We start from the raw sequence: 25410 nt of genomic DNA, 5'->3' as shown, positions 1-25410 counted from the left end.
GAGAACCCGATGCGTCACCTCAGAACCACCCTCGCGACCGCCGTCGCGGCCACCCTCACCGGCGGTCTGCTCACCCTCTCGGCCGCGACGACCGCGACCGCCGCCCCCTCCGGCCTGGACGGCGACTTCAACGGCGACGGCTACCGCGATGTCGCGATCGCCGCCCCGATCGCCAAGATCTCCGGCAAGACCGGCGCGGGCTATGTCGCCGTCGTCTACGGCACCAAGAGCGGCCTGGACACCACCAAGCGCCAGATCATCAGCCAGGCCACGGACGGCATCCCCGGCACCCCGGAGACCAGTGAGTACTTCGGCGACCGCCTCACCACGGGCGACATGGACGGCGACGGTTACACGGACATCGTGGTCGGCGTGCACGGCGAGAGGATCGGCTCCACCGACTCCTTCGGCGCGCTGACCGTGCTGTGGGGCGGCGCGACCGGTATCAAGTCCGGTACCGACATCTCCTCCCCGCTGCCGGAGTACCGCAACGAGCTGGGCTGGTCCCTCGCGGCCGGCGACTTCGACGGCGACGGCCACACCGACCTGGCCGCCGGCAACAACTCCACGCCGTCCCTGAACATCTTCCGCGGCCCCGTCTCCCGTACCGGCAAGGCCGCTTCGCTCGTCGGCGTCGACACGGTCGACCAGAGCACGATCTACCCCGACGGCCTCATCGCGGGCGAGGTCAACGCCGACGGCCGCACCGACCTGCTGGTCATGGGCCAGGAGGAGACCAGCACCGGCGACTACCGCACCCGCAGCGTCCTCTACACGGGCGACGCCACCACCACCCTCAAGGTCGGCAAGAAGCTCGCGGGCGGCTACGCCGGTGTCATCGCCGACGTGAACAAGGACGGCTACGGCGACATCGTCACCGGCAACTTCATGGAGAAGTCGACGTCCGAGCCGAACGGCGGTCTCGGCGGCGCGGTGACGGTGACGTACGGCGCGTCCACGGGCCTGTCGACCCGTACGCCGGTGAAGTTCACGCAGGACTCGGCGAGCGTCCCCGGCACCGCCGAGAAGTTCGACTTCTTCGGCTGGAGCCTGTCGGCCGGCGACGTCAACGGCGACGGCTACACCGACATCGCGGTCGGCTCCGAGCAGGAGACCATCGGCTCGGCGAAGCACGCGGGCACGGTCACGATCCTGCGCGGCTCGGCCTCCGGCCTGACCGGCACCGGCTCGAAGTCCTACTCCCAGAACACGGCGAACGTCCCCGGCACGGCGGAGTCCTACGACCACTTCGGCTACGCGGTCCACCTCACGGACATCGACAACAACGGCCGTACGGAACTGGTGACCTCCGCCTCCGGCGAGAACAGCAGCGACGGCGCCGTCTGGTTCCTCAAGTCCACCACCTCCGGCCTCACCGCCACCGGGTCGAAGTCCTTCAGCGGCCCGACCCTGGGCGGCCCCACCGGCGACGCGTACTTCGGCGACGTCCTGGTGGGCTGACCCTCACGACGTGTCAGGGACAGTCATGACAACCCCTTAGGGGATGTCACAGCTCGGCAGCAAAGCCGGGTCCGAACCCGCGGGCCCGGCACGCGGCTCTCCGGGACCAGGTACGTTCGAAGGCGTGGCTGGATTCAGGATCGGACGCGGCCGGGACAACGGCGCTCCTCACACGCGACCGCAACAACCTCCGTACGGGCAGCAGGCCCCGCAGGGACCGTCGTACGGCGGCTACCCCGCGCCGCCCGCGCACCCGCACCCGGGGCAGCAGCAGTACGGCGGCCCCCAGGGCGGCGGCTACGACGAGCCGGAGTACTTCGGCGACGGCGGCCACGACCCGTACGCGGCGAACAACCCGGGTCACACCCAGGCGTTCTCCGTCGGCGAGGACCCCTACAACCAGGGCGGCACGTACCGCGCGGGCTCGACCCCGCCGCCCGGCCCGGTGGGCCCCCGCCTCCACTGGAAGGACCTTCTGAGGGGCATCGTGACGGCCCCCAACCAGACCTTCCTCCAGATGCGCGACTACACGATGTGGGGCCCGGCCCTGATCGTGACGTTCCTCTACGGCCTGCTCGCCGTCTTCGGCTTCGACGGCGCCCGCGAGGACGCGATCAACGCCACCCTCTCCAACGCGGTCCCGATCGTCCTGACGACGGCGGTCGCGATGGTCCTGTCCTCCTTCGTCCTGGGCGTGGTCACCCACACCCTGGCCCGCCAGCTCGGCGGTGACGGCGCCTGGCAGCCCACGGTCGGCCTCTCCATGCTGATCATGTCCCTGACGGACGCCCCCCGCCTCGTGCTCGCCATGTTCTTCGGCGGCGACGCCACGTTCGTCCAGGGCGTCGGCTGGGCGACCTGGGTGGCAGCGGGCGCCCTCCTGACCCTGATGGTCTCCAAGTCCCACGACCTCCCCTGGCCCAAGGCCCTGGGCGCGGCGTCGATCCAGCTGATCGCCCTGCTGTCGATCGTGAAACTGGGCACCTTCTAGACACCGACCCTCCACACACCGAAAAGGGGCTCCCCACGACGGGAAGCCCCTTCTTCGTCACCCGCCCCTGCTCAGGCGTCGAGCACCTGCCCGGCCCGCTTGATCACGGGGGGTTCGACGGACCACGGAAAGTTGATCCACTCATCCGTCCGCTTCCACACGTACTCGCACTTCACCAGCGACTGCGTCTTCTCGTAGATGACGGCGCTGCGGACCTCGGCGACGGTGTCGAGGCAGAAGTCGCGGACCAGCTTGAGGGTCTTGCCGGTGTCGGCGACGTCGTCGGTGATGAGGACCTTTTTGGAGGAGAAGTCGATGGCGTTGGGGACGGGCGCGAGCATGACGGGCATGTCGAGGGTGGTGCCCACGCCGGTGTAGAACTCCACGTTGACCAGGTGGATGTTCTTGCAGTCCAGCGCGTACGCCAGGCCCCCCGCGACGAACACACCGCCGCGGGCGATGGACAGGACGATGTCGGGCTCGTAGCCGTCGTCGGCGATGGTCTGCGCGAGCTCGCGGACGGCGACGCCGAATCGCTCGTACGTCAGGTTCTCCCGTACGTCGCTCATACCTGCGTCCTGTGGAAGTTGAGGAAGGAACGGGAGGCCGTTGGGCCGCGCTGGCCCTGGTAACGGGAGCCGTAGCGCTCGCTGCCGTAGGGGAACTCGGCCGGCGAGGAGAGCCGGAACAGGCACAGCTGGCCGATCTTCATGCCGGGCCAGAGCTTGATGGGGAGGGTGGCGAGGTTGGAGAGCTCCAACGTCACGTGCCCGGAGAAGCCGGGGTCGATGAAACCGGCGGTGGAGTGGGTGACGAGGCCGAGGCGGCCGAGGGAGGACTTGCCCTCCAGGCGCGAGGCGAGGTCGTCGGGGAGGGTGATGACCTCGTACGTCGAGGCGAGGACGAACTCGCCGGGGTGGAGGATGAAGGGCTCGTCGCCCTCCGGCTCCACGAGGCGCGTGAGGTCCGCCTGCTCGACGGAGGGGTCGATGTGGGGGTAGCGGTGGTTCTCGAACACCCGGAAGAAGCGATCGAGGCGCACGTCGACGCTGGACGGCTGCACCATGGATTCGTCGTAGGGATCGATCCGTACCCGCCCGGAATCGATCTCGGCCCGGATGTCCTTGTCTGAGAGAAGCACGCCCCGAGGATACGCAAGGCGCGCGGACCGACCACCATCGGACGGTCCGCGCGCCTCGGTACTACTCCTTTACCGCTTCTCCAAGGTCACCGGAACAACGCTGCGAAGCCGGGCACACCGAGGGCACCGGACGAGTCGCCCGGGACCGAGCCGCTCGGCCTGCTGCATCGGGAACGAAGCGGTGCTGAACACGTGCCCATCGGCACAACGGACGACAGTGCGCTCCATCAAGTTCTGGAGTCCCTTCCCCAAGAGCCGCGTCCGGCTGCTGCTCGCCGGACGACAAAAGCCACATTACGGGATGGAAGGAACGACTCTCCAGGCGGCACTCCGACCTCTCCCGGAGCCTCTCCCATCTCCCCACCGTACGCCCCAACTCCGGCGCCCCGCAGCCCCATCGCTCCCCTGAAACACACTCAGACCCCACGGCTCCGGCGCCGGGGGTCTGGCATGAGGTAGAGTGACAGAGCGTTCCGACACCGGTCTCAACCGGCGTCTTACGCGGGTGTAGTTTAGTGGTAGAACATCAGCTTCCCAAGCTGAGAGTGCGAGTTCGATTCTCGTCACCCGCTCCAGATCGAAGCCCCAGGTCGGTGACCTGGGGCTTTCGCGTGGGCGGGGTCGGCGAGGTCAGCGGACGTCGACGTAGTCGCCCGAGGCGGTGGCGGGTGCGGTGGTGGACGTGCCGGTGAAGACGTAGCGCCAGTAACCGTCCGTCGACGCCTTCGCCGTGGTCTTCAGGGTTCCTGTGCCGCTCGTCGTGACCGTCTTCACGGTCGTATACGTGGACGCCCCCTTTTTACGGAACTGCAGCTTCACCTTCTGGTCCGCGTAGCCGTGGTAGCCGCCGAGCGTCTCCCAGTCCGCGCGGGAGAGCTTGCCGGTGATGGTGAGGGTCTTGCCCTTGGCCACCGGTTCGGGAGCCGCGTTGGCTGTCAGCGTCGCGTCACGCACGACCGGGAACGACTTGGCGGCGTGCAGGTCGGCATGGCCCGTACCGTCCTTGGACTCGGCCCAGACGGCCGCCTTCCAGGTGCCGGCCAGGGAGTTGCGGCCCAGGATCCAGCGCGGCTGGATGTAGGCGAAGTGGGCCTCACAGGTGGAGGTGGTCGCGTTGACCTCGGTGCAGGCCGCCGGCCAGGTGCCGTAGAGGACGGCGTCGGGAGTGTCGTACGAACCCTTGTAGAGGTACATGTCTCCGCCCGCGACCCCGGAGGCGTCGGTGGCGGTGAACTTCGCCTTGAACTCCTGCAGCGGCTCGTCGCTCAGCTCCACCCGCTTGCCCCCGTTGACCACGACGTTCGAGACGCGGGTAGCGCCCACCGTCTCGTCGCTCTGGGGCGCCGGGCCCGCGAACGCGCGCACGATGGTGCGGCGGAGGATGCCGCCCTGGTCGTCGGCGGCGGTGACGCGCAGCGAGACGAAGGAGGCGGTGGCGGGAACGTCGAGCGTCGCCGAACCGTCCGCCGCGACGTCCAGGTCCGTCCAGGTGGCGCCGCCGTCCGTGGAGTAGGCGAGCCCCGTGATCCTGGTGTTGGCCGTCGCCGCGTCCGCGTCGCGCGTGGTCGCGCTCGCCCGCACCTGGACCGGACCGGCGGCCGCGCGGCCGTACCCGTCGAGCCCCGGAACGTTCAACTTGGCGTCGATGAGCGGGAGTTCCCGGCCCTCCGCGTAACCCGAGCGGAACGTCCACGCGCTGTGTACGTCCGTGGACAGCCGGGCGTACGGGACCCGGCGGTGGACGGTCTGGTCGAGGGTGTACGTCTGCTCCAGCGACGGCAGGCTGGACGAGGTGAGCGATTGGTAGGCGTCGAGGCCGTCGGCCTGGGCGTAGGTGATGCCGCCGGAGGAGGTCAGCTTGTACGAGTACGTCGCACGGCCGTCGACCGCCGTGTGGCCGGCGGAGTCACCGAAGGCGTTCGGCTCGGACAACCGGATCTTCCCGTAGTTCCGTTGCGATCCGCCCCACTCCGAGCGAAGTGGCTGTAGCGGAGCCGCGCCCAGGGTCTCGCCCGCGCTGGTTCCGGCGGGCAGCGTCCGGTCCGGGAGGTTCAGGCTCAGCTCGCCGGTGCCGTAGGAGAGCAGCCGGCTGTAGGTGACGCCCGGGGTGGCGTACTCGGTGACCGAACCGGCGACGGGCACCGAAGAGGCGACGAACACGCCCGTCCACTCGCCGAAGGACGGGACGGTCTGCAGATAGGCCGTGGTCCGGGTGCCCGGGGCGCCCACCTTCGTGACGGTCTTCGCCAGGGTGGAGGCACGGACTGTCACGACGGGCGAGGCGGGCACCGTGGTCGTGAAGCTGTGCGTGAGGTCGTAGCGGTAGGGACTCGGGACGCTCGCCGAGGCGCCCTTCTTGCCGAGCACCTCGTGCAGGCGCAGCGAGACGCCGCTCACGGAGAACGGGGTGACGTACACCTTGTCGGCTCCCGATCCGGCGAAGCCCGCCAGGTCCCCACCGGGGACGCTGATCCACACGGCGGCGGCGGCGCGGGTCGCGGTGGTGTCGTCGGTGCGGATCGCGGTCTCCTTGGCGGCGCGCTGGTCGAAGGTGACCGTCTTGGCAGCCGAAGTGACCGAGAAGGTGCGGGTGAGCAGGTAGCTGGGCTCCTGCCAGTCGTTGTGCAGCGCGACCGAGAAGTAGTCACCCGGCGGCAGCTTCACGGTCGACGAACCGCCGGCGGTGTCGCTGTCGACGGCGTACGAGGTCCAGGTCTTGCGGTCCCAGACGTAGAACGACTTGGACCGGACATCGGCGTTCGTGATGCTCAGTTTGACCGCGTACGTCGACGCGGCGGCGTACGTCGTCGCGGGAACGTCCCGAGCGTCCTCGGTGCCCGCCGTCGACCGGAGCTCCGCGGTCGGGCGGTCCGCCGCGGACTTCCCGGTCGGCCGCACGGACACCGTGCCGTCCAACGACGCGACGGAGTAGCGTGCCGCGTCCGCCGTCACCCGGATGTCACGTCCGTCGATGAGCTCGACGCGCCCGTGGTCGCCCATCGCGACGCTCCGCCCGGTACGGAACGCGGCGTCCTTTGTCGGCGAAACCGTCCCTGTCGTGGCCGGTTCATCGCCCGTCGCTGTCGCCGTGGGCGTGAGCAGCGTCGAGGCGGTCAGTGCCGCTCCGCACAGCCCCGCCGCAGCACGTCTTCGCATCCGCCCCACGCGAAAAACGGACATCAGTTGCCCCCCTTGGCTGTCTCCCCTGAGAACCGTCCCCGGCACATCCGCCGCAGAAGACGATCAGCTCACTGTAAAGCGCGGCACCGACATCGCCGAGAGACGGTCGACACCGCCCTGTGCGAGGTGGGGAGAACGGGCTCGCCCCAGGGGCCCGTGCCATGCCGGATGATGGCGGCCATGCGCATCCGCATCGACGCCATCGACCTCCCCGGCCTCACCCACCCCGCCCCCGCCGACGGCACAGTGGCCACCTACGACAACGTCCATGTCGCCGTGCAACGCCGCGACCGTCCGGCCGAGCTCCTCGAGCCGCAGCCCGGGGACGCGCCGGCCGCGACGTGGACCCTGGAGTGCAGCACCAGCTCCTCGGCAGCCGGTACCGAGGTCACGGGCCCCTACGTGCAGAACCGTCTGGGGCGGCGGTTCATCTATCTGTCGTGGGGCACTGTCGACGGGTCGGGCCTGTTCACGATGTTCCGGCGCGCCAAGCTCATGCTCGACGTCATCCCCGCCGACACGCTCGACGCCGCCGCGCGCGACGGGCTGCTGGTCGGGCGGCTCGGGCTGACCGACGAGCGGGGCGGGCCGCTGTGCGCACGGGTCGAGCCCCCGCTGATCACCTGGACCGCGGCACACGCCGGGTAGGACGCCGGACGTCGGTGTCGTCTGGCGCGGCGGATGTGACATTCGTTGCGTCAGTGGGGTCGCGGCGTGTGCGCCGGTGTCCCGTCAGGCGAGGGTGCCGGCAGCGGCGCGCGGCACATCGCCGGAGGTCATGGCGCTGCGGCCGGAAAGGTTCGCCAGAAAACAGCTCATCCGCGCGAGTCAATATCTGTATCCGTGAAGTGAGAAATGGCTGCGGTGCACTGCGAGTATTCCTCGACCGTCAACCCCAGTGGAATTACAGACCGCACAGGGCCGATCGCGGCATGCTAATGTCGGTGCCAGTTGCAGGTGTGGTTGCCAGAGGGTTCATTTTCCGACGGGTTAATCAGCACGGGCGACGCGGAATCCACACAGGGTGAATTCCGGAAATCGTCTCCGAAGGAGAAATGACATGGCTACTGGCACCGTGAAGTGGTTCAACGCGGAAAAGGGCTTCGGCTTCATCGAGCAGGACGGCGGCGGCGCCGACGTCTTCGCCCACTACTCCAACATCGCCGCCCAGGGCTTCCGCGAGCTGCTGGAAGGTCAGAAGGTGTCGTTCGACATCGCGCAGGGCCAGAAGGGCCCGACGGCCGAGAACATCGTTCCGGCCTGACCACCGGCAGCAACACATTCTTCGCAGCTGGGGCCCGCACCTTGGGGTGCGGGCCCCGGCTCGCTGCATTTCAGAGCGCGTGACGGGAAGGTTCCATCGCATCACCTGACGGTGACGCATTCCCCCGTCGATCCGATTCGGCGCTCATCATCACCGGGCCGTTCTCGTGATTATCTGCGCCGTTCCTTTTGCTGCGGAAACTCCTTGCTACGTGCCTACGTGCTCACATCGAGGAAAGGTTCCGCTTGAACCGCGCACGCACCGCCCGCACTGCCCGCACCACCTCCCGCCCGACCCGTAGCTCCTGGAGCTCTGCCGCCCAGCGCTCGGGTGCTCCGCGGCGTTCCGGCGGCGGCAACGGGCGCCGACCGGCCCCGCTCCAGGGCGAGTTCGCCCTCCCGGTGACGATCACTCCCGCGCTTCCCGCGGTCGAGTCGTTCTCCGACCTCGCCCTGCCGACGCCCCTGCTGGCCGCGCTCGGACGCGAGGGCATGACGGTGCCGTTCCCCATCCAGGGCGCGACGCTGCCGAACTCCCTCGCCGGACGTGACGTGCTCGGCCGCGGCCGTACCGGGTCCGGCAAGACCCTCGCCTTCGGCCTCGCGGTGCTGGCCCGTACGACGGGCCGCCGCGCGGAGCCGGGGCAGCCGCTCGCCCTGGTCCTCGTCCCCACCCGCGAGCTCGCCCAGCAGGTGACCGACGCGCTCACCCCGTACGCCCGCTCCGTGAAGCTCCGGCTGACCACCGTGGTCGGCGGCCTGCCGATGAGCAAGCAGACGCGTGCGCTGCGGGCCGGCGTGGAGATCGTCGTCGCGACACCGGGACGGCTCAAGGACCTCATCGACCGTGGCGACTGCCGCCTGGACGACGTCGACATCACCGTCCTCGACGAGGCCGACCAGATGGCCGACATGGGCTTCATGCCCCAGGTCACCGCCCTGCTCGACCAGGTGCGCCCCGAGGGGCAGCGGATGCTGTTCTCGGCCACCCTGGACCGCAACGTCGACCGGCTGGTCCGCCAGTACCTGTCCGACCCGGTGGTCCACTCCGTCGACCCGTCGGCGGGTGCGGTCACCACGATGGAGCACCACGTGCTCCACGTGCCCGAGGCGGACAAGCACCGCACGACCACCGAGATCGCGGCGCGCGACGGCCGGGTGCTCATGTTCCTGGACACCAAGCACGCCGTGGACCGGCTGACCCAGCACCTGCTGAACAGCGGCGTCCGCGCCGCGGCCCTGCACGGTGGCAAGTCCCAGCCCCAGCGCACCCGGACCCTCACCCAGTTCAAGACCGGGCATGTGACGGTGCTGGTGGCGACCAACGTCGCGGCCCGCGGCATCCACGTCGACAACCTCGACCTGGTCGTCAACGTGGATCCGCCGACCGACCCCAAGGACTACCTGCACCGCGGCGGCCGTACCGCCCGTGCCGGCGAGTCCGGCAGCGTCGTCACCCTCGTGACACCCGGCCAGCGCCGTGGCATGACCCGGTTGATGGCCTCGGCCGGCATCACCCCGCAGATCGCCTCCGTGCGGTCCGGTGAGGCGGAACTGACGCGGATCACCGGCGCCCAGGCCCCTTCCGGTGTCCCGGTCGTCATCAAGGCACCGGTCGTGGACCGTCCCCGCCGCGCCGGGTCCTCCGGGAGCCCTTCGTCCCGAGGCCGTCAGGAGCGTTCCGGTCGCGGACGCGCCGGCGGAGGAGCGGGGCGTCGCCGTGCGCAGCGGCCCGCCCTCGACTCCGCGGCCTGACCCCAGGGCCCGAAGCATCGTCCAGCAGCTCCCCATCTCCGCGGAGGCACCTTTGACACCGGTACGGACACAACGACAGCACGCGAACCCGGCTCACCTGGCCGTGGTCGACGTCATGGACACGTCCGGGCCCCGGGTCCGGGACGACATGACTGTCGAGGTCGCGCTGTCCGTCATGGCCGGTGCCCGTGTCGAGTTCCTCCTCCTGGTCGACGGGGACGACCAGTGCACGGGCTCGGTCACCCGCGCCGAACTCGCCGTTCACCGCGAGAGTTCCGCGTACACGGACCGGGTCCGGCTGCGGGACGTCCTCGGCGGGGCGGTCATCTCGCCCGTCCCCCGGCGCACCGTCGTCGCGGAGCACGGGCGGGCCCTGGTCCACCTCGGCTGAGAACCACCTTCAGGATCCCGGTGAGGGCCCTGCCGACACACGTCGGCAGGGCCCTCACCGCTGTCTCGGCGTCCGTCTTCGCCGCTCCGGGGAGAGGCACGTCACCCTTGGTGACGGATCGAAACTACCTGTTCCCCCAAGAAGCTGAAATCTGTTCTTGCCGGAGTAGACATTGAGCTCCGACACGGTTAGCCTTTTCTCATCGAAGACGGATCAGTGATACCCGGCAGACACGAACTGGCGGGCTCGCAGTACCTGAAGTTCGCAGGCCAAGAGGTTGATACAGAGCAAGGACGGAGGACGGACGCCATCAGGATCGCCCGGCCGGAGCAGTACGCGGCCGGGTACCGCAAGACCCCGGATTGGAAGGTGGTCCCCGGTCACGCAGCCGCGATCCCCGCACCCCCTCCTGCAGGGCCGGTAGCGGAAACAGCAGGTCGGCACAGCACAAGAGCCGACAGATGGTGTTGAATTTCCTTCGGGGCCCTGGTGCCGTACGGCACCAGGGCCCCTCGACGCGTTGTACTACGAGGTGACATGACAGCAGATACCCCTCTCGGTAATCGTCTCGACGACGACGACTACCCCGCATACACGATGGGGCGGGCCGCCGAGATGCTCGGCACCACCCCGGCCTTCCTCCGCGCCCTCGGTGAGGCCCGTCTGATCACTCCGCTGCGCTCGGAGGGCGGACACCGCCGGTACTCCCGCTACCAGCTGCGGATCGCCGCGCGCGCCCGCGAGCTCGTCGACAAGGGCACTCCGATCGAGGCCGCTTGCCGCATCGTCATCCTCGAGGACCAGCTCGAGGAGGCTCAGCGCATCAACGCCGAGTACCGCCGCCGTGCCGGGCACGAGGCGCACGACGGGTCCGTTCCCGGTTCGGGCTGATCACGTGAGCGGAAGGCCGAGTACCCGGTCGCCGTCGCGGCGAGGTGAATCCCCTGCCGGATGATCTCGGCCTCGCTCCCTCCGACGCCCGGCCGCCCCCTGCGACGCCGCCTCAGCCGCTCGCGCCGGCCGACGGGCCCGGTTCCCGGGTCCCGGTCACCGTGGGCAGGCTCCCCGCACTGCCGGGAGCGAGTCCGCAGGTGCCCGACCTCGACGTCCCGTCCTGGCCTCTCAGCTCCACGACGATCCGGCCCTCGGCGTCCTGGCTGTAGGCGATCGTGCAGGTGAGCTGGCGCAGGGCGGTGGAGTCCAGCCCCTCCAGGGCGAGGGGGAGGCCAGCCGTGACCCTGCCGTTCACGGAGGTGTCGACCTTGACGATGTCACCGCGGTCGGCGGTGGGGAGGGCCGTGGTCAGTCCCGCGGCTCGGTCCATGTCCCCCGGGCCGGCGAGGAGCGCCGAGACGACCTTCTCCGTCGGCACTGGTCCGTTCGCGTCCTGGTCTTGAACGGTCGCCGTGTGGAAGACTCCGCCGCCGGACACGGTCGAGGGCCCGGGCGACCGGATCACCGGGCTCAGCCCTCCGTCGGGGGAGCGGAAGAAGAGCAGCATGTCGCTCTCGCGATCGAGGAAGGCCTGGACGCTGGCGGGACCGCCCGCCTCGATGACGTCGGTCTCCTGGATACCGCAGCCGCCGAGCAGCGATACGCCGGCCGCGACGGCGAAGGCCACAGCCGGCACACGTCGCCTCATCCGCCGGCCCCCTCCGAATACAGCGGTATCTCGACGGCGAAGACGGCACCGCCCCCGGGCCGGTTCCCGGCGTGGATCGTGCCGCCGTGCAGCTTCACGTTCTCCAGCGTGATCGCCAGTCCCAGGCCGCTGCCCGCCGAGCGGGTACGCGCCGCGTCGGCCTTGTAGAAGCGGTCGAAGATGTGCGGGAGCGCTTCGGGGCGGATGCCGGGCCCGCTGTCCACGACGTCGGTGATCAGCACGGGCGGACCCGGCAGGCGTTCCTCGGTGCGCAGCCGTACCGTGACGGGCGCGCCGCCGTGCCGCAGGGCGTTGCCCACGAGGTTGGCGATCACGACGTCGAAGCGGCGCGGGTCGAGCCGCGCCCGGATGCCGTCGGGGAGTTCGGTGCGGACCCGGTCGTCGGTCCAGTGCCGGTTCTGCAAGGTCTTGCGGATGGCCACGGCCACGTCGACCTCGTCGGCGTTCAGCTCGGCCGCGCGCGCGTCGAAGCGGGAGATCTCCATCAGGTCCTCGACGAGCACGGCCAGCTTTCCGGTCTCCGCGCTGACCAGCCGGACCGCCCGGGCGGTGTCGGGGTCCAGGCCGTCCGCGTCCTCGTCGAGGACCTCGGTGACGGCGAGCATTCCGGCGAGCGGGGTGCGCAGTTCGTGAGAGACGTCGGAGGCGAAGCGGCGGGCGCGTTCCTCGGCCTCGCGCAGTTCCCGCACGGACCGCTCCAGTTGGCCGGTCGACTCGTTGAACGTGCGTGCCAGGTCGGCCAGTTCGTCGCTGCCGCGCACCCGGATCCGGGTGTCGAGTCTGCCGCTGCCCATGTGGTGGGCCGCCTGGCGCAGTTCCCGCACCGGACGCAGCACGCTGCGCGCGGCGATCAGGGCGGGGATCAGCGCGATGGCGAGGCCGGGCAGAGCTCCGTCCCGGGCGGCCATGAGGAGGGCGTCGACGTTGATCTGCTCGTCGGTCATCCGCATGACGGCGTACAGGACGAGCCCGGTGGGCAGCAGGCTGTCCGGGCTCGTCTTGAAGACGGTGGGCATCGCGATGGTCAGATAGGGGACGCCGTCCTTGACGACCCGTTCGAAGCTGCCGTGGGGGTTGGCCCGTGCGGCGCGGCGCAGTTCGGGCGTGATGACGGTGGAGACGGGGTTCTCGCCGGAGGAGGCGCGGAGCGAGCCGTACTCGGCGAAGACCACCCAGGGGTGGGGCTTGCCCTTGCGGGCAATGTCCCGCAGGACCTCCTCCATGCCCTCGTTCTGTACGGGCAGGGCGAAGGCCGTCTGCTGGACGTGGTCGCGGAAGGAGGTGACCGCCGTGTCCTGGGCCGTCTCCAGCAGCGAGTTGCGGGCCTCACGGTAGGTCAGCGCGGCCGTCGTGCCGGCGCTGACGGCGGCGACCAGCAGGAAGGCGAGCAACAACCGCGCGCGCAGCCCGAACGCCCTGACCCGCGAACGCTGCTCGCCGCCGCTCACAGCGGCCCGAAGCGGTAGCCGAAGCCCCGCAGTGTCTGGACGTAGCGGGGGCTGCCGGCCTCGTCCTCGATCTTGCCGCGCAGCCGGCGGACGCACGCATCGACCAGGCGGGCGTCGGCGTGGTAGCTGTGGTCCCAGACGTGTTCCAGCAGTTGCTGCCTGCTGAACACCTGCTCGGGGGCGGCGCAGAGGTGCAGCAGGAGCTTGAGCTCCGAGGGGGCGAGTGCGAGCGGGCGGCCGGCCTTGGTGACGGTCAGTCCGACGCGGTCGACGGTGAGGTCGCCGTAGACCTCGATGGCCGGGCGGCCCGGACCGCTGTCGTCCAGGCGGCGCAGCACGGCACGGATCCGGGCCTCGATCACCTCGGGGCGGGCGGGCTTGACGATGTAGTCGTCGGCGCCGGCCTCCAGGCCGATGACCACGTCGAAGTCGTCGCCGCGCGCGGTGAGCATGATGATCGGCAGCTGGCTCTCCTCGCGGACCTGCCGGCAGACCTGTACGCCGTTCATTCCCGGCAGCATCAGGTCGAGCAGCAGCAGGTCGGGGCGGAACTCCGCCAGCGCGGCGAGGCCGGACTCGCCGGTCGCCGCCACCCGGACCTCGTGGCCGCGGCGGCGCAGACCGAGTTCGACCCCCTCGCGTACAGAGGGGTCGTCCTCGATGAGGAGCACGCGGGGCATCGGCAGTTCTCCCTCGGTGATGGTCAGGTCCGGGTCCGTCCGAGGCGTACGCGCGAGAGCAGTGCGTCGAGTTCGGCGAGTCGCAGGGGACGGGTGAGCAGGGCGAAGGTGAGGACGACGACGACCGCCCCGGCAGTTGCGGCGACCAGGGCTCCTGCCCGTGCCGTGCCGAGGACCGCGAGGTGGCCGAGGGCGGTGGCGGGGACGGCGGCGAGCAACAGCCGCGCGTGGGCGCCGGCGGCGCAGGAGCGCAGCGGGCGGGCGACGGCGAGCCGACGGCTCAGCACCAGGCCGGTCACCACCCAGCCCGCGCACAGCGCCAGGGAGTACGCGCCCGCCATGCCGGTCACGGCCCAGCGGGCCGGCAGCAGGTGGGCGGCGGCCAGCGACAGTCCGGCGTTGAGGGCGACGATCAGCAGGTTGAGCAGGAACGGCGTACGGGTGTCGGAGAGCGCGTAGAAGGTGCGGGACAGGACGTACTGGCCGGACAGGGCGATCAGGCCCGGCGCGAAGGCCATCAGGATCCCGGCCATGGCGGCCGTGTCGTCGGCGCCGGTCCTGCCGTACCCGAAGACGAGGGCCATCACCGGCTGGGCGAGGGCGAACAGCGCGCAGGCGGCGGGGACGACGGCCGAGGCGCTGACGCGCAGGGCGTGGGAGACGTCGCGCCGCACGGCCGCGGTGTCCCCGTCGGCGGCGGCCGCGCTCATCCGGGGCATCAGCGCGGTCACCAGGGAGACCGTGATGATGCCGTGCGGTACGACCCACAGGGCATAGGCGTTGTTGTACGCGCCGTAGCCGGGGCCGCCGTCGAGGCCCGCGGTGGTGGCCAGGCGGGTGGTGACCCAGTAGGCGGCCTGGTTGGCCAGGACGAGCAGCACCAGCCAGCCGGCCGCGCGCAGGGGGCGGGTCAGTCCGCTGCCGCGCCAGTCGAAGCGGGGCCTCCAGCGGAAGCGGGCGGCGCGCAGCGCGGGGAGGAGGGCGAGGGCCTGGACGGCGATACCGGCGGTCGTGCCCCAGCCGAGCACGGCCGTCTCGGTCGCGGTGAGCGTGTCCCCGCCGCCCATGGCCAGCGCCAGGTACAGGCCGAACACGGTCATGACGACGAGGTTGTTGAGGACCGGCGCCCACATCATCGCGCCGAACCTGCCCCGCGCGTTGAGGACTTGTCCGAGCAGCGTGAACAGTCCGAGGAAGAAGATCTGCGGCAGGCAGTAGCGAGCGAGCGCGGTGGTCATGGCCGCCTGCGGGCCGGTGTAGTCGGTGTACGCGTCGACGATCGCGGGGGCCGCCCACACGGCGGTCGCGGTGATCGCCAGCAGGGCTACGACGCACACGGTGACGAGCCGGTCAGTGTACGCGGTGCCGCCGTCGGCGTGCTCCTTGGCGGCCTTGACCAGTTCCGGGACGAAGACGGCGTTCAGCGCGCCGCCGAGGAGCAGGATGTAGACGATGGTGGGCAGGGCGTTGCCGACCGCGTAGCCGTCGGCGGTCGGCCCGATGGTGCCGAGCGCTGCCGCGACCACGGCGGAGCGGGCGAAGCCGGTGGCCCGGGACACGAGGGATCCGGCGGCCATGACGGCACTGCTGCGTGCCGCCGTGTCCCTCGGCGCGGTGGTGGTCGGGGGCGTCGGCGTCGTCTGCGTCATCGGCGGTTCAGATACGCCTGGAAGGCGCGGTAGAGCGCGTGGTTGGCGCTGCCGCCCAATGGTTTCTCCCATTCCCCCAACGTCTCGACGACCTGTCCCCCGGTGCCGAGCTTCCACCGCAGCAATCCGTACGCACGTTCCTCAGGATCGAGAGTGGAGGGTACCCCGCGCATGTCGTAGACGTCGGCGCCCAGGGCGAGGGCGTCCTGCAGCATCCGCCACTGCAGGGCGTTGGAGGGCCGGACCTCGCGACGGTGGTCGGCCGAGGCGCCGGTCTGGTACCAGGCCCGGCGGCCCACCGTGATCATCGTGTGGGCGGCCAGGATCTCTCCTCGGTGCCGGGCGAGGTACAGCTTCATCCGGCCCGGTTCCTCGGTGTTGAGCGCCGCGTACTGGCGCTCGTAGTAGGCGAGCGAGCGGCCGAGCCGGAATCCGTCGCGGCGCTCGGTGATGCCGAGGAGCCGGTAGAACTCGGGGAGTTCGGCCGTACTGCCCACCACCACCTCCACTCCCTCCTTCCGGGCCCGGCGCACATTGCGGCGCCACTCCTGGTTGAGCCCGGACCACAGGTCCTCGGTGGTGCGTCCGGCGAGCGGTACGTGGAAGACGTGCCGGGGCTGGGCGTCCCCGTCCCCGCCGGTCCCCTCCCCTCCCGTCCCGTCACCGCCGCAGCGGCGCCAGCCGCGGGCGCGCAGCCGCTCGGCGACGGCGGTGCCGAGCGGGTCGACCTCGCTGGCGAGGACGTCACCGAGGCGCCGGCCCGGGCCGGTGAGCGGCTTGAGCCGGGCGGCGTCCCAGCGCCGGTAGGCGGGCGAGGGGCCGATGCGCACGGCGAAGGCGCCCGCGCCGCGCAGGTGTTCGAGGAGCGGGCCGAGCCAGCCGTCCACGTCGGGGTCGTTCCAGTCGGCGACCGGCCCTTCGGGAAGGTAGGCGAAGTACTTGCGGGTGCCGGGGAACTGACGCAGCAGCACCAGGGCCACCCCCGTCAGCGCGCCGGCCTCCGGGTCCGGCCCCCAGCCGAGCAGTTGGGCACGCCAGCCCTCCTTGACGTCGGCCCAGGACGGGCACTGGAGGAACCCGGCGCCGAGAGCGGCGCCGTCGGGGGAGGCGAGGAAGGCGCGGTAGGTCTCCGCGGTGATGGTCCGCAGGGCCGTGCCCCGGTTCCGTGCTGGGGACACGCGGCTGGGCGGAACGAGCAGCGCTGACACAGTCTGAGCCTCTCCTTCTCCCCGGACCTGTCGCGGGGACGCAAAGGATGCTCACAGCGCTCCATGACCGCTCCGCGCGGCGAATGTGACCGGACCATGACCGTTCCTCACCAGTCGCCGTCACATTGCCCTATAGCGGCTGACCTCGGGTTTTCCGGCTCTACAGTCACGACATCGCCGACTCGTCCACCCCCCTTCCCGCCCTTTCCTTCCCTTCCGGAGGTTCTGTTGTCGCGCACTCGTGCACTCGCCCATTCCCGCGTCCGGGCCGCCGTCGTGGCCGCCCTGCTGACGCCGCTCGCCGCCTGCTCGTCGGCCTCCTCCGGCGGCGCCCCGGACGCCCGGGTGACGCCCAGGGCCGACGACCGCCCGGTCAAGGTCACCGTCACCCCCGAGGGAGACCAGGTCCGGGCGGGCGACTCGGTGCGGATCACGGCCTCGGGCGGCAGGCTCACCTCGGTGGCCGTCACCGACGCCGAGGGCCGCAAGCTCGCCGGCGAGGTCGCGGCCGACGGCCGCTCGTGGGTCTCCGGCCGCAAGTCCGTACCCGGCACCTCGTACACGGTGACGGCGGCGACCCGGACCGGGGCCGGAACCGTCAGGACGACCAAGTCCTCCTTCACCACGGCTCCGGCGGACAAGGTCAACAAGGTCGACTGGCGGCCGGGCACCGACACCACCGTCGGTGTCGCCCAGCCGATCTCCCTGGTCTTCGACAACCCGGTCAAGAACCGGGCCGAGGTCGAGAAGCAGCTCAAAATCACCACCTCGAACGACACCGAGGGCTCCTGGGGCTGGCTGACCGACTGGTCGGGCAGGGACCGGGTGGACTGGCGGCCCAAGTCGTACTGGAAGCCCGGCACCAAGGTCACCCTGAAGGCCGAGCTGAACGGCACCGACTCGGGCACGACCGGCGGCTGGTTCGTACGCGACTACACGACCACCTTCACCATCGGCGCCCGGCAGATCGCCCGGGTCGACCTCGACAGCCACCGGCTCACCCTCGTCCGCGACGGCAGGACGGTCCGCCGCATACCGGTCTCCGGCGGCACCCCCGGCGGTGACAAGCGGTCCTGGCGCGGAACCGCCGTGCTCATGGCCAAGGAAGGCACCGTCAACATGAACTCCGAGACGGTGGGCCTCGGCGACGCCTACGACAAGATGGTCAAGCACTCGATGCGGCTGACCTGGTCGGGCATGTACGCGCACGCCGCCCCGTGGAACGCCGCCTACTTCGGCAGGGCCAACCACAGTTCCGGCTGCATAGGGATGAGCGACGCGGACGCGACCTGGTTCTACGACCAGGTGCGGCCCGGCGACCCGTTCGAGATCACCGGCAAGGACACCAAGGGCGTGGTCGCGCCCGGCAACGGCTTCGGCGCGTGGAACCTCTCCTGGACGGAGTGGCAGGCGAAGAGCGCGCTGCGCTGAGAAGCGTGCGGCGCTTCCGGCCGGTCGTGGTGCTCGGCGGGAGGCCGTCACTCACGGGGGTCGTGGGACCCGCCGGAGTAGAGTGAGGGGTCCGGCCCGTCTCACGGGACATCGAACTCCGAGGTCGCCATGCAGCCCACGACAACACCCTCGGACGGGCATGCCGAAGTCCGCATCGTCGCCGCCTCGCCCGAGGTCGCCCGCCGGGTCGCGGAGGTTCTGCGCCACTGCTTCGCCGCCACCGAGCAGCGCAGCTACCCCGCCTCCGCCGACGGCGGCACCCGCCTCCAGCTCACCGTGGACACCACCCGCGCCGCGGAACCCGCACGGTCGTGGCTGGAGACCAGCGGACCGGTGGAGGAAGCCGGCCGGCGGACGTGAGGCGGCGCCCGGAACGTCCCGCCCGGCCCCTTCGGGGAGTAGCGTGAACGTATCGGGAGCACTTCGCGCACCGGCCCCGGCGCCGGTGTCGTTCCCGGTGAGCGACAACACCGGGCGGCTGCCCTCCCGCAGGGGTCCGGAGACAGGTTTGCGCGATGTCCGCGACCAGCTCACCCACCCCGCTCCGAGCCGTTCCCTTCAGGCCCCCCACCGCGCGCCTCGCTCTGAAGTCCGAGAGCCGCTCCGGCGGGCCCACCGAGCTGGACGGCGCCTGGTGGCCTCGTTCACGTGACCTGACGAGCGAGCTCGCCGCCCTGGCGGACATGCTGGATCCGCTGTGGGGACGGATTACCCGTATCGCGGTCAACCCCCGCAACTGGCCGATCCTCCCGCCCAGGATCTACGTCAACGGCCATGTGGTGAAGGTCGGTTGGTTCACCACCGAGCTGGATCCGCACGCGATCGTGCTGCTGTCCTTCACCGCGGGCCGCTGGAACCTCCTGGTCGTGCCCCCGGAGACCGGCGCCCCCTCGGCCGCCCGGCTGATGGCCGCCGCGAGCGCGGACACCGGCCCGCCGGTCACCGCGACCGCGCTCATGACGGCGGAACGAGCTCTCCGGGGATCCCCGCGGGCCGACACGGACGAGAGCGACGGCAGCCTCCTGCCGATCATCCCGAGCCACCACAACGCCGTGGGGATGTGACCGCCGTGCTCATCGCCCTGACCGTCAGCGCCCTGCTGATCCTGGTCGTCGCCGCGACCCGCCTGGTCCACCGGTTCGAGGCGAGGAGCGGCAGCGGCGCGTCCACGAGAGCCCGCCCGCCCCGGGGTGTCCGGACGGGCCGCGCCGAGGAACGTGGACCTGTGCTACCTTGATGTAAAGTGGCAGTTTTGGTTATCAGAGGCTTCGAGTGCTCTTCGACCTTCGTCGACGGGCACTCTTTTCGTTTCGGGACCTTCCGGGGCTTTTCAGGTCTTCCCGTGGGGTCACGCCGGGCCAGAAGGGCCGCAGGCCGAGAACATCGCCCCCGCCTGACGCTGGTCGCGCACGCGTGAACCGCCGTATAGAGGAAGGTCCCCCATTGAACCGCCCCGCCCGTAGAAACCCCAGCTCCTCCTCCCGCACCCGCGCACAGGGGACGGGCCGCCAGAGCGCCCCCTCCCGCACCGCCAAGAACCCGGCGGCCAAGAACGGCACGTCCAAGGCCGGCCGCGGCGGGCGCGGCGGCCGGGCCCCCGCGCCCGGCGGGGAGTTCGCGCTGCCGGTCACCGTCACGCCGGCGCTGCCGCCGGTCGAGGCGTTCACCGAACTCGACCTGCCCAAGCAGATGCTGGCCACCCTCGCCGCGGAAGGGGTGACCACCCCGTTCCCCATCCAGGGCGCGACGCTCCCCAACTCGCTGGCCGGCCGTGACGTCCTGGGCCGCGGCCGCACCGGATCGGGCAAGACGCTCGCCTTCGGCCTCGCCCTGCTGGCCCGTACGGCGGGACAGCGCGCCGAGCCCCGGCAGCCGCTGGCCCTCGTCCTCGTCCCCACCCGGGAACTCGCCCAGCAGGTCACCGACGCCCTCACCCCCTACGCCCGCGCGCTGCGTCTGCGGCTCGCCACCGTGGTCGGCGGACTGTCGATCGGCAAGCAGGCGAGCGCGCTGCGCGGCGGGGCCGAGGTCGTCGTGGCGACGCCCGGCCGGCTCAAGGACCTCATCGAGCGGGACGACTGCCGTCTGGACCGGGTCGAGATCACCGTCCTGGACGAGGCCGACCAGATGGCCGACATGGGCTTCATGCCGCAGGTGACCGCGCTGCTCGACCAGGTGCGTCCCGGCGGCCAGCGGCTGCTGTTCTCGGCCACCCTGGACCGCAACATCGACAAGCTGGTGCGCAACTACCTCGACGACCCGGTCGTCCACTCGGTCGACCCGTCCGCGGGCGCCGTGGTGACGATGGACCACCACGTGCTGCACGTGGAGGACGACGACAAGCACGCCACCACGACCGAGATCGCCGCCCGTGACGGACGGGTGATCATGTTCATCGACAGCAAGCACGGCGCCGACCGGCTGGCCAAGAAGCTGCTGGCCGTCGGGGTGCGCGCCGCCGCCCTGCACGGCGGCAAGTCGCAGTCCCAGCGCAACCGGGCCCTGGCCCAGTTCAAGGACGGTCACATCACCGCCCTGGTCGCCACCAACGTCGCCGCCCGCGGCATCCACGTCGACGACCTCGACCTCGTCGTCAACGTCGACCCGCCCGTCGACCACAAGGACTACCTGCACCGCGGCGGCCGTACCGCCCGCGCCGGCGAGTCCGGCACCGTCGTCACCCTGGTCCTGCCCCACCAGCGCCGCGACATGACCCGGCTGATGACCGACGCCGGCATCACCCCGACGACCACCAGGGTCCGCTCGGGCGGCGACGAACTCAGCCGTATCACCGGCGCCCAGGCCCCCTCGGGCGTGCCCGTCGTCATCGCTCCGCCGGTCACCGAGACCCGCCCCGAGCCCACGGCCGCCGCCCGGCGCAGCCGCCGCGGGGGTCGCCCGGGCCAGAGCCGCCGCCGCTCCGCCCCCGCCAGGGGCAACGGCCGCTGACGGAGCAAAGGCCCAGGTCATCGGCCCGGGCCTGCCTCCCGTAGGGGCTGGGGGCCGAATTGGCAACTGTGCCCCGTCGTACTGCCGTACGGCAGTAGGCTGGCCGTACGGCAGCCCGTGACCCCGGCCCTCTCCGTGAAGGTCCGTCCCGCGCAACAGAGGCCCTGCGCAGGCGTAAGCCATCCCACGACGGAAGAGACGGGGCCACATGAGCCCGCATCCGGAGCTGTTCGACGACTGCCGCCTGGTCCGGCCCAGCGGTGAGCTGGACCTGACGACCACGCCGGCCTTCGCCCGTGACCTGGAGAACGTCCGCCTCGGCGGCGATCGGCTGTTCCTGATAGTCGATCTGCGGGGCGTGACCTTCATGGACGGAAGCGTCCTGGACCCGCTGTGCAGGGCGTGGCACGACTGCCGCGGAAGGGGCGGCTGGATACGGGTCGTCCACACCGGCCGGGGGCAAGGGCTCGTGTTCCGCGCCGGCGGTCTGCTGACGCGTTTCCCCCGGTACGCCAACGTCGGCGATGCCTGGCTGGACGTACCCGCCGACTGTACGGCCATGGCCCGGGATACGTGATGTACTGCGGTGGCCGGGCGGCTCCCCGCCCCCCGGAGAACCGCCCGCTGCGGAACGGAGCACGGTGATCAGCGAGGGCATGGCCGAGGTCCTGCGCTCACTGCGACTGAGCGGGGTGAACGGTGCCGCGCAGGCGTCCGCGCGGGCCCTGGGTGCCGAGGGCGTCGCACTGTCGGTGCTGGCGGGCCCGGACCGGCTGGCCGAACCACTGTGGGGCCACCCGCAGCTGAGCGCGCGGTTCGAGGAACTGCAGTTCACGCTGGGCGAGGGCCCGACACCCGACGCGATCCGCACCGGCGCACCCGTGCTGGAACCGGACCTGGCCCGGGTCCGACCCGAGCGGTGGCCCGCGCTGCTGCCGGCCGCGCGGAAGATGGGCGTACACGGTGTGTGCTGCTTCCCGCTGGGCATCGGGGCCATCCGCGTCGGCGCCCTGACCCTGCTGTGCGACCCGGCCCGCCCGCCGGACGATCAGCAGTACGCCGACGCGACCGCCCTGGCCGCCGCACTCACCATGGCCTGTCTGGACGGGGAACACCCGGACCGGCGGAACAACGAGAACCCCGGCCTCAACGAGCTGCATACGTCCTTCCTGCACCGCGCGGCCGTGCACCAGGCCACCGGCATGGTCAGCGTCCAGCTGGGCGTGCCCATGGAGATCGCCCTCCTGCGGCTGCGGGCCCACGCCTACGCCGGCGACCGCCCCCTCGGCGAAGTGGCGCAGGACGTGGTGGCCCGACGGCTCCGATTCAACGACGATAAGAGCGGGCCGCAATCGCCCGACGGTGGAAAGGGATGATCGGCATGGCCCGCGAACGACGTCTGGCCGAGATCTTCGTGGAGGTCGCTGACTCCCTCGTCGAGGATTTCGATGTCATCGACCTGCTCCAACGGCTGTCCACCCGCTGCGTCGAGCTCCTCGACGTGTCGGCCGCCGGGATCCTCCTCGCGGACGCGCACGGTGAACTGCAGATCATCGCCGCCTCCGACGAACACACCCGCCTGCTGGAACTCTTCGCGCTCCAGCACGACCAGGGCCCCTGCATCGAGTGCTACCGCACCGGCAGCGCCCGCACCAACATCGACCTGACCCGCCCGGAGACCATCACGGGCTGGCCGAGCTTCACCGCACGGGCCCGCAAGACGGGGTACGTGGCCACCCATGCCATCCCGCTGCGCCTGCGCCACCGGATCGTCGGCGCCCTGAACCTCTTCCAGACCACCCCGCACCATCTGGGCGACGACGACATCGCCCTCGCCCAGGCACTCGCCGACGTGGCCACCATCGCGATCCTCCAGCAGCGCACCCTGGAGCGGTCGCACGTGGAGAACAGCCAGCTCCAGAACGCGCTCACCAGCCGCATCCTGATCGAGCAGGTCAAGGGCGTGCTGGCGGAGCGCTGGGAGACCTCCGTCGACGACGCCTTCGCCGCGTTCCGGTCGTACGCCCGCGCCCGCCATCTGCGGCTGTCGGACCTGGCCACCCAGATCGTCTCGGGTGGTTTCGACACCTCGACCATCCCGGCCCCGGTGCCGGAGGGCCCCGGGGAACAGCTCGGCTGACGGCCGCCGTCCGGGCGTCCGGGCCCGGACGGCGGCCGTCGGGGCTCCCGCACGCGGCCGTTCCCCCAAGTCGGGCGCGCGTTCGGGAGCCGGGTACCCCGCGTCGGACCGTGCGACGGAGCGCGGGAGGCACCGTGCAGGTCTCTCGACGAGGGGCAGGCGGGGGTGGTGGGACGAGAATCGGTACTTGCCCGGGGTCATGGGGCACGGGCAGCTGACAGCTGCCGAACAGTGTGCGTTCCTGCGGATTTCCACGGGCGACCGAACACAGCCAGCCTAGGTGCGCTTCCCCCTGGTGAGAACCCCCCGTCGGCCCCGTATGCGATGCCTGTACGACGAGGGCGCCGTCCCGGTGTGGACGGCGCCCTTGTCGGAGATGCCTGCTGAACCGCTCTTCCTACGCGGCTACTTGACGTCCACGTAGTCGCCGGCCGCGCTGACCGCCGGGGTCGTGGCGGTGCCCGCGAAGCTGTAGCGGTAGTAGCCGTCGACCGAGGCCTTGACGGTGGTGCTCAGGTTGCCCGTCGAGTTGGTCTTGATGGTCTTGACCGTGGTGTAGGTGGTGCTGCCCTTCTTGCGGAACTGCAGCTTCACCGACTGGGTCGCGTACCCCGCGTACTTGTCGGTCTCCCAGTTCGCGCGGCTCAGCTTGCCGGTGACCGTGACGGTCTTGCCCTTGGCCACCGGCTCCGGCGAGGCGTTGACCGTCAGCTTCGAGGCGCGCTGCACCTTGAAGGTGGTGGCCGCGTCCCGGTGGATGTAGTCGAGGTCGTTGGCCTTGACCGAGACGGCGAGGTCCCAGGTGGCCGCCGCGGCGTTGTTGACGACACCGTTGCCCCACTGGGGGTCGAACGTCAGCGTGCCCGTGCAGGTCGACGTGGTGTCGCTGACCTCGGTGCAGGTGATGTCGCCGTCGTCGAACCAGATGTCCACGAAGTTCGGATTCGGACCCCACCCGCTGATGTACGTGGCCTTGGCGATGCCCGAGTTGTCCGTCGCGGTCACGGAGACCTTGGCGGACACCGCGTTGGTGGTGCCGACGACGACCGGCTTGCCGCCGTTGATGACGACCTTGTCGATCGTGATGTCGCCCGCGCTGCCGTCCTCCGCCTGCGCGGCGGTTGCACCGGTGACACCGGCGACCAGCGCGAGGCTGGTGCCGAGCAGGGCGAGGCGCGTGGTTGCGCGCATGGATGTCCCCCCATGAAGTTTTGGTGATCAGAGGGAGCCTAAGGCGATGGCCAACGGTTGAGCACGTTGTTAATTCAACAGGTTCGTCACAACGAGCCGCCGGGTCACCAGGTCAGTGCGTCGGCCATCGTGGACTGCCAGTACGAGACACGGATCGAGTCGTCGACGTACACGCCCTTCGCGGGGAGCGACGGGGTGGCGGCGGTGTTCGCGGCCGCGTTGAAGTAGACCTCCAGGGACTTGGCCGTGTAGCCGTTGGAGCCGCTGCCGTCCGCCGCCGAGAGCAGGACGCTCGCGTAGCCCGACTCGCCGGGGGCCAGCGTGACCACCGCCTGCGGCTTGGAGTCCTCGAAGGCCGGCGGGACGGACTGGGCCTCACCGAAGCGGACGGCCGGGTAGTCGACGAGGGTGCAGTTCTTCGAGCCGGTGTTGGTGACGGTGAGGAGAAGGTGGTTCAGGGGCCGGGAGACGGCCGTGGCGGTCGTCCGCGTGGAGGTCTTGGCGCAGGCGACGGTGGTGGCCGACGAGTCCGACGCCGAGTCCGCAGAGCCACCCGTGGAGCCCGAGGAACCCGACGTACCCGAGGAGCCGCTGGAGCCCGAGGAACCCGTCCCGCCGCTCGAACCGGTCGCGCCGCCCGTCGAGCCCTTGGAAGCGCTCGCCTCGGGCGAGGCCGCGGTGGAGGCCGTCGCCGTGGCGGCGGACTCCGTCGACGCACCCTCGTCGTTGACGCCCTGCCCGTTGTTGCACGCCGTCAGCGTGAGCGTGGCGGCCGCGAGTGCGGCGGCGGCGAGCATACGGGTGCGGTGGGTGCGAGTGAACATGTGAATCCCCCTGTGCGGTACGGG

Annotated in this window: 25 protein-coding genes and 1 tRNA gene; 16 read left to right on the top strand and 10 right to left on the bottom strand. The window is 70.9% G+C overall.

Annotated features, from left to right (window positions below; genetic code table 11):
* Positions 1 to 9: 9 nt before the first annotated feature.
* Together ACIOHP_RS05995 and ACIOHP_RS05990 are read left to right on the top strand one after the other, a co-directional pair.
* A complete protein-coding gene (locus tag ACIOHP_RS05995) occupies positions 10 to 1461 on the top strand; it encodes an FG-GAP-like repeat-containing protein (RefSeq protein ID WP_401883772.1) in 1452 nt (483 codons plus the stop codon).
* Positions 1462 to 1504: 43 nt separating this feature from the next.
* Positions 1505 to 2452 carry a Yip1 family protein gene (locus ACIOHP_RS05990; RefSeq protein ID WP_361550563.1) on the top strand — a complete coding sequence of 316 codons (948 nt, stop codon included), beginning with the start codon at positions 1505 to 1507 and terminating at the stop codon, positions 2450 to 2452.
* A gap of 71 nt (positions 2453 to 2523) precedes the next feature.
* Here the strand turns inward: ACIOHP_RS05990 and ACIOHP_RS05985 are convergent, their stop codons facing one another.
* Together ACIOHP_RS05985 and dcd are read right to left on the bottom strand one after the other, a co-directional pair.
* A complete protein-coding gene (locus ACIOHP_RS05985; protein ID WP_401883770.1) occupies positions 2524 to 3021 on the bottom strand; it encodes a phosphoribosyltransferase in 498 nt (165 codons plus the stop codon).
* Complete coding sequence (dcd, locus tag ACIOHP_RS05980) at positions 3018 to 3593, bottom strand: dCTP deaminase (protein ID WP_013001952.1); 576 nt, start codon at positions 3591 to 3593, stop codon at positions 3018 to 3020. The genes ACIOHP_RS05985 and dcd overlap by 4 nt, the downstream gene beginning before the upstream one ends.
* A 501-nt stretch (positions 3594 to 4094) precedes the next feature.
* On the opposite strand from dcd, the gene ACIOHP_RS05975 reads away from it, so the two are divergent.
* Positions 4095 to 4168, top strand: a tRNA-Gly gene (locus ACIOHP_RS05975).
* A gap of 55 nt (positions 4169 to 4223) precedes the next feature.
* On the opposite strand, the gene ACIOHP_RS05970 is transcribed toward ACIOHP_RS05975, so the two are convergent.
* A complete protein-coding gene (locus ACIOHP_RS05970; RefSeq protein ID WP_401883768.1) occupies positions 4224 to 6749 on the bottom strand; it encodes a hypothetical protein in 2526 nt (841 codons plus the stop codon).
* A 204-nt stretch (positions 6750 to 6953) separates the two neighbouring features.
* On the opposite strand from ACIOHP_RS05970, the gene ACIOHP_RS05965 reads away from it, so the two are divergent.
* From ACIOHP_RS05965 to ACIOHP_RS05945, 5 genes are all read left to right on the top strand, one after another.
* A complete protein-coding gene (locus ACIOHP_RS05965; RefSeq protein ID WP_401883766.1) occupies positions 6954 to 7421 on the top strand; it encodes a DUF5990 family protein in 468 nt (155 codons plus the stop codon).
* A gap of 412 nt (positions 7422 to 7833) precedes the next feature.
* Positions 7834 to 8037: a cold-shock protein gene (locus ACIOHP_RS05960; protein WP_004986771.1), complete on the top strand. Its 204-nt coding sequence runs from the start codon at positions 7834 to 7836 to the stop codon at positions 8035 to 8037.
* Positions 8038 to 8282: 245 nt separating this feature from the next.
* Positions 8283 to 9791, top strand: a complete 1509-nt coding sequence (locus tag ACIOHP_RS05955) for a DEAD/DEAH box helicase (RefSeq protein WP_401883763.1) — start codon at positions 8283 to 8285, stop codon at positions 9789 to 9791.
* A gap of 115 nt (positions 9792 to 9906) precedes the next feature.
* Complete coding sequence (locus ACIOHP_RS05950; RefSeq protein ID WP_401883761.1) at positions 9907 to 10182, top strand: hypothetical protein; 276 nt, start codon at positions 9907 to 9909, stop codon at positions 10180 to 10182.
* Between the two features lie 537 nt (positions 10183 to 10719).
* The gene (locus ACIOHP_RS05945) at positions 10720 to 11073 is read left to right on the top strand and encodes a helix-turn-helix domain-containing protein (RefSeq protein ID WP_361484163.1); all 354 of its coding nucleotides are present in this window, start codon (positions 10720 to 10722) and stop codon (positions 11071 to 11073) included.
* Between the two features lie 112 nt (positions 11074 to 11185).
* Here ACIOHP_RS05945 and ACIOHP_RS05940 read toward each other — a convergent pair whose 3' ends face one another.
* Genes ACIOHP_RS05940 through ACIOHP_RS05920 form a run of 5 tightly spaced genes read right to left on the bottom strand, consistent with a single transcriptional unit; the run spans position 11186 to position 16830 of the window.
* Positions 11186 to 11824 carry a hypothetical protein gene (locus tag ACIOHP_RS05940; RefSeq protein ID WP_401883759.1) on the bottom strand — a complete coding sequence of 213 codons (639 nt, stop codon included), beginning with the start codon at positions 11822 to 11824 and terminating at the stop codon, positions 11186 to 11188.
* A complete protein-coding gene (locus ACIOHP_RS05935; RefSeq protein ID WP_401883757.1) occupies positions 11821 to 13293 on the bottom strand; it encodes an ATP-binding protein in 1473 nt (490 codons plus the stop codon). Before ACIOHP_RS05935 ends, ACIOHP_RS05940 begins: the two co-directional genes overlap by 4 nt.
* Positions 13290 to 13973, bottom strand: a complete 684-nt coding sequence (locus ACIOHP_RS05930) for a response regulator transcription factor (RefSeq protein ID WP_361484157.1) — start codon at positions 13971 to 13973, stop codon at positions 13290 to 13292. Before ACIOHP_RS05930 ends, ACIOHP_RS05935 begins: the two co-directional genes overlap by 4 nt.
* Positions 13974 to 13996: 23 nt before the next feature.
* Positions 13997 to 15622 (bottom strand): murein biosynthesis integral membrane protein MurJ, encoded by a 1626-nt coding sequence (gene murJ / locus ACIOHP_RS05925; RefSeq protein WP_401883755.1) that lies wholly within the window; start codon positions 15620 to 15622, stop codon positions 13997 to 13999.
* A complete protein-coding gene (locus ACIOHP_RS05920) occupies positions 15619 to 16830 on the bottom strand; it encodes a lipid II:glycine glycyltransferase FemX (protein WP_401883753.1) in 1212 nt (403 codons plus the stop codon). The genes murJ and ACIOHP_RS05920 overlap by 4 nt, the downstream gene beginning before the upstream one ends.
* Positions 16831 to 17058: 228 nt before the next feature.
* Here ACIOHP_RS05920 and ACIOHP_RS05915 point away from each other — a divergent pair, with 228 nt between their 5' ends.
* The 8 genes from ACIOHP_RS05915 (at position 17059) to ACIOHP_RS05880 (ending at position 23371) form a co-directional block, all read left to right on the top strand.
* Positions 17059 to 18261 (top strand): Ig-like domain-containing protein, encoded by a 1203-nt coding sequence (locus ACIOHP_RS05915; protein ID WP_401883751.1) that lies wholly within the window; start codon positions 17059 to 17061, stop codon positions 18259 to 18261.
* 129 nt (positions 18262 to 18390) lie between these two features.
* Entirely contained in the window at positions 18391 to 18642 is a 252-nt protein-coding gene (locus ACIOHP_RS05910) for a hypothetical protein (protein WP_361550588.1), read from the top strand.
* Between the two features lie 155 nt (positions 18643 to 18797).
* Positions 18798 to 19346, top strand: coding sequence for a DUF5994 family protein (locus ACIOHP_RS05905; protein WP_401883749.1), 549 nt, complete (start codon positions 18798 to 18800; stop codon positions 19344 to 19346).
* Positions 19343 to 19519, top strand: a complete 177-nt coding sequence (locus ACIOHP_RS05900) for a hypothetical protein (RefSeq protein ID WP_401883747.1) — start codon at positions 19343 to 19345, stop codon at positions 19517 to 19519. The genes ACIOHP_RS05905 and ACIOHP_RS05900 overlap by 4 nt, the downstream gene beginning before the upstream one ends.
* Before the next feature lie 206 nt (positions 19520 to 19725).
* The gene (locus tag ACIOHP_RS05895; RefSeq protein ID WP_361550594.1) at positions 19726 to 21231 is read left to right on the top strand and encodes a DEAD/DEAH box helicase; all 1506 of its coding nucleotides are present in this window, start codon (positions 19726 to 19728) and stop codon (positions 21229 to 21231) included.
* A gap of 208 nt (positions 21232 to 21439) precedes the next feature.
* Complete coding sequence (locus tag ACIOHP_RS05890) at positions 21440 to 21808, top strand: STAS domain-containing protein (RefSeq protein WP_401883745.1); 369 nt, start codon at positions 21440 to 21442, stop codon at positions 21806 to 21808.
* A gap of 64 nt (positions 21809 to 21872) precedes the next feature.
* Positions 21873 to 22607, top strand: a complete 735-nt coding sequence (locus tag ACIOHP_RS05885) for an ANTAR domain-containing protein (protein WP_361550598.1) — start codon at positions 21873 to 21875, stop codon at positions 22605 to 22607.
* Positions 22604 to 23371 carry a GAF and ANTAR domain-containing protein gene (locus ACIOHP_RS05880; protein WP_361550600.1) on the top strand — a complete coding sequence of 256 codons (768 nt, stop codon included), beginning with the start codon at positions 22604 to 22606 and terminating at the stop codon, positions 23369 to 23371. The genes ACIOHP_RS05885 and ACIOHP_RS05880 overlap by 4 nt, the downstream gene beginning before the upstream one ends.
* 405 nt (positions 23372 to 23776) lie before the next feature.
* Here the strand turns inward: ACIOHP_RS05880 and ACIOHP_RS05875 are convergent, their stop codons facing one another.
* Both ACIOHP_RS05875 and ACIOHP_RS05870 read right to left on the bottom strand, forming a co-directional pair.
* Complete coding sequence (locus ACIOHP_RS05875) at positions 23777 to 24562, bottom strand: calcium-binding protein (RefSeq protein ID WP_401883742.1); 786 nt, start codon at positions 24560 to 24562, stop codon at positions 23777 to 23779.
* A gap of 104 nt (positions 24563 to 24666) precedes the next feature.
* Entirely contained in the window at positions 24667 to 25386 is a 720-nt protein-coding gene (locus tag ACIOHP_RS05870; protein WP_401883740.1) for a DUF4232 domain-containing protein, read from the bottom strand.
* Positions 25387 to 25410 lie beyond the last annotated feature (24 nt).

Source organism: Streptomyces sp. NPDC087859 (assembly GCF_044742595.1).
In the GTDB taxonomy this organism is placed as follows: domain Bacteria; phylum Actinomycetota; class Actinomycetes; order Streptomycetales; family Streptomycetaceae; genus Streptomyces; species Streptomyces canus_F.
Note: the sequence above shows the minus strand (reverse complement) of the source record. Positions and strands in the feature narration are given on the sequence as shown.

Bases quoted from the DNA above. Each gene is read 5' to 3' on its own strand.
- ACIOHP_RS05995 (WP_401883772.1), top strand. From the start codon at position 10: ATGCGTCACCTCAGAACCACCCTCGCGACCGCCGTCGCGGCCACCCTC.
- ACIOHP_RS05990 (WP_361550563.1), top strand. From the start codon at position 1,505: ATGTCACAGCTCGGCAGCAAAGCCGGGTCCGAACCCGCGGGCCCGGCA.
- ACIOHP_RS05985 (WP_401883770.1), bottom strand. From the start codon at position 3,021: ATGAGCGACGTACGGGAGAACCTGACGTACGAGCGATTCGGCGTCGCC.
- ACIOHP_RS05970 (WP_401883768.1), bottom strand. From the start codon at position 6,749: ATGCGAAGACGTGCTGCGGCGGGGCTGTGCGGAGCGGCACTGACCGCC.
- ACIOHP_RS05965 (WP_401883766.1), top strand. From the start codon at position 6,954: ATGCGCATCCGCATCGACGCCATCGACCTCCCCGGCCTCACCCACCCC.
- ACIOHP_RS05960 (WP_004986771.1), top strand. From the start codon at position 7,834: ATGGCTACTGGCACCGTGAAGTGGTTCAACGCGGAAAAGGGCTTCGGC.
- ACIOHP_RS05950 (WP_401883761.1), top strand. From the start codon at position 9,907: ATGGACACGTCCGGGCCCCGGGTCCGGGACGACATGACTGTCGAGGTC.
- ACIOHP_RS05945 (WP_361484163.1), top strand. From the start codon at position 10,720: ATGACAGCAGATACCCCTCTCGGTAATCGTCTCGACGACGACGACTAC.
- ACIOHP_RS05940 (WP_401883759.1), bottom strand. From the start codon at position 11,824: ATGAGGCGACGTGTGCCGGCTGTGGCCTTCGCCGTCGCGGCCGGCGTA.
- ACIOHP_RS05930 (WP_361484157.1), bottom strand. From the start codon at position 13,973: ATGCCCCGCGTGCTCCTCATCGAGGACGACCCCTCTGTACGCGAGGGG.
- murJ (WP_401883755.1), bottom strand. From the start codon at position 15,622: ATGACGCAGACGACGCCGACGCCCCCGACCACCACCGCGCCGAGGGAC.
- ACIOHP_RS05910 (WP_361550588.1), top strand. From the start codon at position 18,391: ATGCAGCCCACGACAACACCCTCGGACGGGCATGCCGAAGTCCGCATC.
- ACIOHP_RS05905 (WP_401883749.1), top strand. From the start codon at position 18,798: ATGTCCGCGACCAGCTCACCCACCCCGCTCCGAGCCGTTCCCTTCAGG.
- ACIOHP_RS05890 (WP_401883745.1), top strand. From the start codon at position 21,440: ATGAGCCCGCATCCGGAGCTGTTCGACGACTGCCGCCTGGTCCGGCCC.
- ACIOHP_RS05880 (WP_361550600.1), top strand. From the start codon at position 22,604: ATGATCGGCATGGCCCGCGAACGACGTCTGGCCGAGATCTTCGTGGAG.
- ACIOHP_RS05875 (WP_401883742.1), bottom strand. From the start codon at position 24,562: ATGCGCGCAACCACGCGCCTCGCCCTGCTCGGCACCAGCCTCGCGCTG.
- ACIOHP_RS05870 (WP_401883740.1), bottom strand. From the start codon at position 25,386: ATGTTCACTCGCACCCACCGCACCCGTATGCTCGCCGCCGCCGCACTC.